This is a genomic window from Pseudomonas sp. P5_A12 (assembly GCF_056400685.1).
On sequence record NZ_JBFUKU010000039.1, the window covers coordinates 24,086 to 30,285 of the forward strand.

6 protein-coding genes are annotated in these 6,200 nt (G+C 52.1%); 4 read left to right on the forward strand and 2 right to left on the reverse strand.

From position 1 onward, the window contains the following. Positions 1 to 112: 112 nt before the first annotated feature. Positions 113 to 928, forward strand: a complete 816-nt coding sequence (locus AC1DSG_RS08455) for a sulfite exporter TauE/SafE family protein (protein WP_477790474.1) — start codon at positions 113 to 115, stop codon at positions 926 to 928. Positions 929 to 1,000: 72 nt separating this feature from the next. Next, positions 1,001 to 1,369, forward strand: a complete 369-nt coding sequence (locus AC1DSG_RS08460; protein ID WP_477790475.1) for a hypothetical protein — start codon at positions 1,001 to 1,003, stop codon at positions 1,367 to 1,369. 3 nt (positions 1,370 to 1,372) lie between these two features. On the opposite strand, the gene AC1DSG_RS08465 is transcribed toward AC1DSG_RS08460, so the two are convergent. Further along, complete coding sequence (locus tag AC1DSG_RS08465; RefSeq protein ID WP_477790476.1) at positions 1,373 to 2,362, reverse strand: hypothetical protein; 990 nt, start codon at positions 2,360 to 2,362, stop codon at positions 1,373 to 1,375. Between the two features lie 247 nt (positions 2,363 to 2,609). On the opposite strand from AC1DSG_RS08465, the gene AC1DSG_RS08470 reads away from it, so the two are divergent. Together AC1DSG_RS08470 and AC1DSG_RS08475 are read left to right on the forward strand one after the other, a co-directional pair. Beyond that, positions 2,610 to 3,980, forward strand: a complete 1,371-nt coding sequence (locus AC1DSG_RS08470; protein ID WP_477790477.1) for an McrB family protein — start codon at positions 2,610 to 2,612, stop codon at positions 3,978 to 3,980. Beyond that, the gene (locus tag AC1DSG_RS08475; RefSeq protein WP_477790478.1) at positions 3,977 to 5,278 is read left to right on the forward strand and encodes an McrC family protein; all 1,302 of its coding nucleotides are present in this window, start codon (positions 3,977 to 3,979) and stop codon (positions 5,276 to 5,278) included. Before AC1DSG_RS08470 ends, AC1DSG_RS08475 begins: the two co-directional genes overlap by 4 nt. A gap of 59 nt (positions 5,279 to 5,337) precedes the next feature. On the opposite strand, the gene AC1DSG_RS08480 is transcribed toward AC1DSG_RS08475, so the two are convergent. After that, positions 5,338 to 5,883, reverse strand: coding sequence for a BRO-N domain-containing protein (locus tag AC1DSG_RS08480; protein ID WP_477790479.1), 546 nt, complete (start codon positions 5,881 to 5,883; stop codon positions 5,338 to 5,340). Positions 5,884 to 6,200 lie beyond the last annotated feature (317 nt).

Sequence of the window (6,200 nt, forward strand, 5' to 3'; positions counted from 1 at the left end):
CGAGCGGCTTCCAGCAGTTGGCGTAAACGCGAATATTATTGGCTGACTTGCTGAAGCAGGCCAAGGCGCATCGCTCTATCGTCGACCGCTCCCAACCAATGGACGACTCGCAATGTTCTATCTCCTGCTGACACTCTTTGGCTGCATGACCGGCATCACGGCGGTGCTGTTCGGCTTCGGCGGCGGATTCGTCGTGGTGCCATTGCTCTACCGCATGCTCACCGCTAGTCATGGAGCCGACGACCCCGTCAGCCAATCGGCGATGCATATTGCTGTGGCGACTTCGACCTGCGTGATGATCGTCAACGCACTGATCGCCACCGGCAAACACCAGCGCGCCGGGAACCTCATTCGCCATTACCTGTGGCCGTTGGGCGGGTTTATCGGAGTGGGCGCTATCGTCGGCGCCATGGCGGCGATGTGGGTGAGTGGCGAGGTGATTCGTTATGCGTTCATCGCGTACCTGGGCGTGACCATTGTGGATTGCCTGGTGAGACGCGGATTTCTTACGCGCACCGATAACGCAATCCCACGGCGATTGGGGAGGGCGGAAGTGTCTGGCGGTGGCATAGGAATTGGCGCTATCGCGACGTTTCTCGGCGTGGGGGGCAGCGTCATGACCGTGCCGTTGTTGCGGCGTTGTGGGTTGAGCATGAGTCAGGCGACGTCCATGGCCAATCCGTTGAGCTTGCCGGTCGCGGTGGCCGGGACGGTGACTTACATGGCCATGGCGGGGTTCAGCGAGTTTGATTTGGGGGCGTGGTTTATTGGCTATGTGGATTTGCTGGCGTTTGCGGTTTTGACGATGGGGTCGTTGGTGGGCATTCGATTGGCCACGCCCTGGATTGGGCGGATTCCGGATCGCATACACGCGCGGGTATATGTGGGTTTGCTGGTGTTGGTGATGTTGAGTATGTGTACCAACTAGGGTTGGATTTAGCAGCGTTATTCGCAAAAATATGCTTTCGTTCTGTCCAGGATTTCTACGCGGGAGCATGCCATGTCGATCCTCGAAAGCGATTGGAAGAAGTTCAAGGAACAGCGCAAAATTGCCCTGGAGCGATTTTGCCAAGGTGTTCTTGGCGATGCCAAGGCAATTACCCAACATGGGGCGCTATCAGCCCATGCTCGATATGGAATGCTCTATGGGGTGATCCAGGATCGAAACAAGGACATGGCCCGAGCCTTTGACCATCACAGCCAATCCCGTTCCAGTGCTCTCACCGCTTTAAGACTGTTTGTCATGCATGACTTGCTGACCGCCGCAGAGCTATCAATTCTCAGCGAAGATGCGCTTGAATACATCTCGGATGTCGTTCGCCAGCCCTATGAGCTTGAGTGGGTTGAAGAGATCGTGCGGCAGGACTGACACCTACTTATCCATGAATCCCGGCGCTTCCCGAACAATGAAGTGATCCAGGTTCTCAATATTCGCACTGAACACCCCGAACGTCTGCTCGGGGTTTTTCTTGCTCGGTACCTGCTTCAACTCCGGCGTCACGCCGTAAAAGAAGCAATACAAGTCCTTCCCGCTCTCGATGGCGTGCTTGATCTCTTCCAGAAACGCTTTGCGCTTGCGGTAGTTGTCGATCAGCTTTTTGCTCAAGTAAATGTTGACTGAATAAGGCTTTTTCTTCGCCTCGTCCGCTTGCTTGAACCAGACTTTTTGTTCGAAATCGATACGGAAACTCTGCGTGTAATCCTTGATCTCCTTGATCTTGCCCCAGTAAATCAGCCCCTTGTTGTCCTGCAGATACTCGATCCTCTTGAAGAACGACCCATAAGGCGCCGTGTGCTCACCAATCTTTAGCGGCATGCGCTTGAGCAACTCCTTGTCCTCGAAGTTCGACACAAAACACTCCACCGGATGGGCGAAGACGCTTGTCTTCTCCGGGGCCGATTCGCGGCCTGGATGCTCTGTGTCACTGTCCGCCGAAATGGCTTTCGGGGAGTTACCGATCCCATCCGCCGCCCCCGCCGGGTTCGACGGCTCACGCACATACTGACGCCGTGTCAGCAACAACTCTGATGGGAAATGCTCTTCGCGGCTGTCATCCGTTTCCGCACCGTCTGCTTCCACCCCGGAGGCCGAGGCCTTGAGACTGACATAAGAACAATCCGCCACATGCCGGGTGCTGGGCGTGTTCTTGAAGTGCGGGGTGCGAACGTAATTCACGTTTTTAGCGTTGAACGTCGTCAACACATTCGCCGCATCGAACGCTAAGCGGCAGGCATCGTTGGGGCACTGGAAGTGCTCCTTGGCGGAGTCGAAGTCCATGGTTTCGTCGAAATTCAGATCGCGCACGTCATAGATCGACAACTTGTCGTCGAGGCTGAGGCAGTAGGCGAGGTCGAATTTCATGAGTGTTCTAGCTCTTTATGGGATCGTTTTTATAGTCGCTAGGACCTCGTTCTGCACAGCTTTTTCACCAACCCGACCTACTTCGTTGTGCGGCTTTACCACTGATAGCAATGTGGTTACCGTTGTAGGATTAGTTTCCTACGGCTGTGCGCTGTTTCCTACGTTGGGTTCGGTTCATTCAACCCTCATCGACTGTGAGGCATGCCAGCAATACCCATTTTGCTCACGTAGCAAGGATAGTGACTCGATGACTTCGCCTGCACTCAACCAGATTTTGTTTGGTCCACCGGGAACCGGCAAGACGTACGCCACCATCGAGGCAGCTCTAGAAATCCTTGATCCTGAGTTTCTACAGGCTAACAACGATCGGGCAGCTTTGAAGAAGCGCTTCGATGAGCTATTTGCAGATGGGTATGTTGAATTCGTTACTTTTCATCAAAGCTTCAGCTACGAGGACTTTGTTGAGGGTTTGCGTGCAGAAAGTGGAGAGGACGGGCAACTGCGCTACGACGTTGTCGATGGCGTATTCAAAAAATTGTGCGCCAATGCCATCACCCATCTGAGAAAGCCTAGCGTTCCCTTTACGATAGGAGAGTCATTTGCTACGGGATATGTAGTTACGAGCGCGTCCGTTGAATTGCTCAATTTGAGTAAGCCCAAGGGGAAAGAACTACCGATAGGGATGAGCATCCTCAACACGCTTGCTGATTATGTGCGTTCCGGGCGATTAACCGTCACAGATATTCGCAACAACCTAGTTTTTGAAAAAGTCCCAGAAACCAAGCTGGATCCATATTTGGTTAAGGGATACATCAATATATTGCCGATTTTGGTCGAGCGCATTCTGAATTCTCAACCTGACTGTGAAGTGGGCAAGGTGGTAGCCGAGTCAAGCGATGTTCGCGTACTTATCATCGATGAAATAAACCGCGGAAATATTTCTCGGATATTCGGTGAGCTGATCACGTTAATTGAGCCGTCCAAGCGTGCCGGAGCTGATGAGGCATTGAAGGTGACGCTGCCGTATTCGAAGGATCATTTCAGCGTTCCGAGTAATGTCTATCTCATTGGCACTATGAACACTGCTGATCGCTCACTGGCTGGCCTAGATATCGCGTTGCGTCGTCGTTTCACTTTCCGTGAAATGCCGCCGAAGCCTGAACTACTGAAAAATATTTTCGTGGGCGAACTCAACATCGCCCAACTCCTTACCGTGATGAATCAACGAATCGAAATGCTGCTAGACCGTGATCATTGTCTGGGGCATGCGTATTTCATGCCTTTAGAGAGTGAACCTACGCTGAAACGGCTGGGAAAAATCTTTCGTGAGCAAGTGCTCCCATTGCTGCAAGAGTACTTTTTCGAGGACTGGCTGCGAATTCAGTGGGTGCTTAACGATCATCGCAAGGCCCCTGAAAATTGCTTTATCAAACAGCCACCGTTCAATCCGGGATCGTTGTTCGGTGATCAGGTAGTGCTCAGTAACCAAAGCAACCAATGGCTTATCAACGAAGATGCCTTCGACCGAATTGAGTCTTTTTGTGGAGTCGTTGATCACGAAGCGATCTCGTTGAACCTGCAAGGCGCTATCGAAGTTGAGAAAGGTGTGACGGCGTGAAACCCGTCATCACGGTTCGAGAGTACGGGAGACTGACGACGGATAAGGTGACTGCGCCGACGTTGGATCTTGCGCAAGTATCAGTGTCTGCCTTTGACTGGCTATGCAAGCTCAACGCTTCTTTCAGCAATGCTGGAGCTGCGCTGGTCCAACTTGAGAACCGTCGTTTACTGAAACTCGACAATTATGTCGGTGTACTGGAAACACCCTGCGGCACTCGACTCGAAATTCTTCCCAAGCATTTTGAACAAGAGGACTGTATCAAGCAGAGCAGAGCATTGTTGCGACGCATGATCCAAGCATCTCTAAATTTGCCTACCCGAGAAGTCGGCGCAGCGGATCTACAAAACTTCGATGCGCCGTTGAGCGAATGGGTCATGGGCCGATTCTTGCTGGCACTGGATCATTTGATTAAGCGAGGTCTACGCTTTGACTACCAGCGCGTAGAGGAAGAGCAGCGGTTCTTGCGTGGTCAATTGGATGTGGTCAACCAGATACGCCAACCTCCTGGTCGTCAACACCATTTTCAGATTCGACACGACATCTATCTGCCCGACCGACCAGAAAATCGTTTGCTCAAATTAGCGTTAGATCAGGTCTGCAAAACGACTAATGATGCCGGTAATTGGCGATTGGCTCATGAGCTAAGAAGCGTCTTGTTAGAGGTGCCTACAAGCCGTGACGTGCAACAGGATTTTAAACAATGGAGCAACGAGCGACTGATGGCGCACTACGTTCCGGTGAAACCCTGGTGCGAGCTAATAATCAAGCAACAGATGCCTTTGGCGATTGCAGGGGAGTGGCATGGCATGAGCTTGTTGTTTCCCATGGAGCGTCTGTTTGAGCGCTATGTCGCTGCGAGTCTTCGCAGGGATTTGCAGGGCGACGCCCGGTTGCAAGCTCAATCCCATAGTGAGTATCTGTGCCAGCACAAAGGCAAAAATTTCTTCCAGCTACGGCCGGATCTGATGGTTCACCATCAACAAAAAAGTTGGGTGCTGGACACAAAGTGGAAGAGGTTGAGTTCATCAGCTGAGGATAAGAGCTACGGTTTGAAGCAGTCCGACTTTTATCAGCTATTCGCCTATGGCCACAAATACTTGGCTGGCGAAGGTGAGTTGATGCTGGTTTATCCAAGGCGATCTGCGTTTGATACCCCGTTGCAGGTATTTGAGTTTGCTCCGAAGCTCCTGCTTTGGGTGCTGCCGTTTGATATGGACCGCGGCGTATTGTTGGGCGCACCTGAGGGATTCCCACTTCAGTCTCAGCAACTGCAATCGAGTGAACAATCGGCTTGATGTTCAATCTTCCAATTCAAATGGGTGCAGGGTGCTGCACCCAATGTTTTAGCGGCTTTCTAAAGTTGAAATAGCCGCGAGGCCTTCCTCCACCAAGATGTCTGCTGTTGGGGTAGCAGGATGCAAGGCATGTCCCGCAGCCGAATCCAGGGCTCATTCTGCCAGTGCAACAAACTCAGTTGCATTTGTGGCCAATCCAGAACGCTCAATGTCGGACGCTCCACTGCCCGAACTGTTCTGGCGTCACGTAGTGCTGGCACAACCTGATGCGTGAGCCATTCGCGCAATGAGCGATACTCCGGGCAATAGTGATAAACCAATAATGCATACACCCCTGATTCGCTGAGCATCAGTCGTTCCTCTGGTGCTCCGTGGGCATGTACCAATAACATCCGTCGCTGATCTGCATCGAGTTTTCGAGACATGCGTTCATCCAAATACTTGCCCATCAGTCGCCCCATATCTCGTGCGCAAAACCAGGCTTGGTTTTCGAACAGTAGGGCGTGGAGATGAATGTCGTGACGGGTGAATAGCGTGGAGACGAGCGACTCCCGCTCACTGTTCGTTGGTGTGGGAAAAATTCTGGAGATACATTGAGTAGACATAATCCGTGACCTCTACGTTTAAGGGGCAGGGCTAGGCCCAACGTAGAGTGGATTTAAGAAATCCCAACGAACAAAGCCGTCACATTCGAGCAACACATCATCCAAAGGTGGATTGTGCGTCTGTGTGGTTGGCCAAGCTTCTACGTTGGGCGTTTCTTAGGCACCTGCAATGGAGCTTAGAGGTGCTTTGAGCGGGCATCAATGCGGATACGGCTGTAAGTGCTTGAACGAGCCCCATGAAAGACAGGACACCGTTTCCCCCTTACGATAAGGGATAGGCAAACGGTTATGTTTATGACTAACAGCAACGATAAGAG

What these genes read in the sequence shown, in the direction of transcription:
- AC1DSG_RS08455 (WP_477790474.1), top strand. Translation starts at nt 113, where the DNA reads ATGTTCTATCTCCTGCTGACACTCTTTGGCTGCATGACCGGCATCACG.
- AC1DSG_RS08460 (WP_477790475.1), top strand. Translation starts at nt 1,001, where the DNA reads ATGTCGATCCTCGAAAGCGATTGGAAGAAGTTCAAGGAACAGCGCAAA.
- AC1DSG_RS08465 (WP_477790476.1), bottom strand. Translation starts at nt 2,362, where the DNA reads ATGAAATTCGACCTCGCCTACTGCCTCAGCCTCGACGACAAGTTGTCG.
- AC1DSG_RS08470 (WP_477790477.1), top strand. Translation starts at nt 2,610, where the DNA reads ATGACTTCGCCTGCACTCAACCAGATTTTGTTTGGTCCACCGGGAACC.
- AC1DSG_RS08480 (WP_477790479.1), bottom strand. Translation starts at nt 5,883, where the DNA reads ATGTCTACTCAATGTATCTCCAGAATTTTTCCCACACCAACGAACAGT.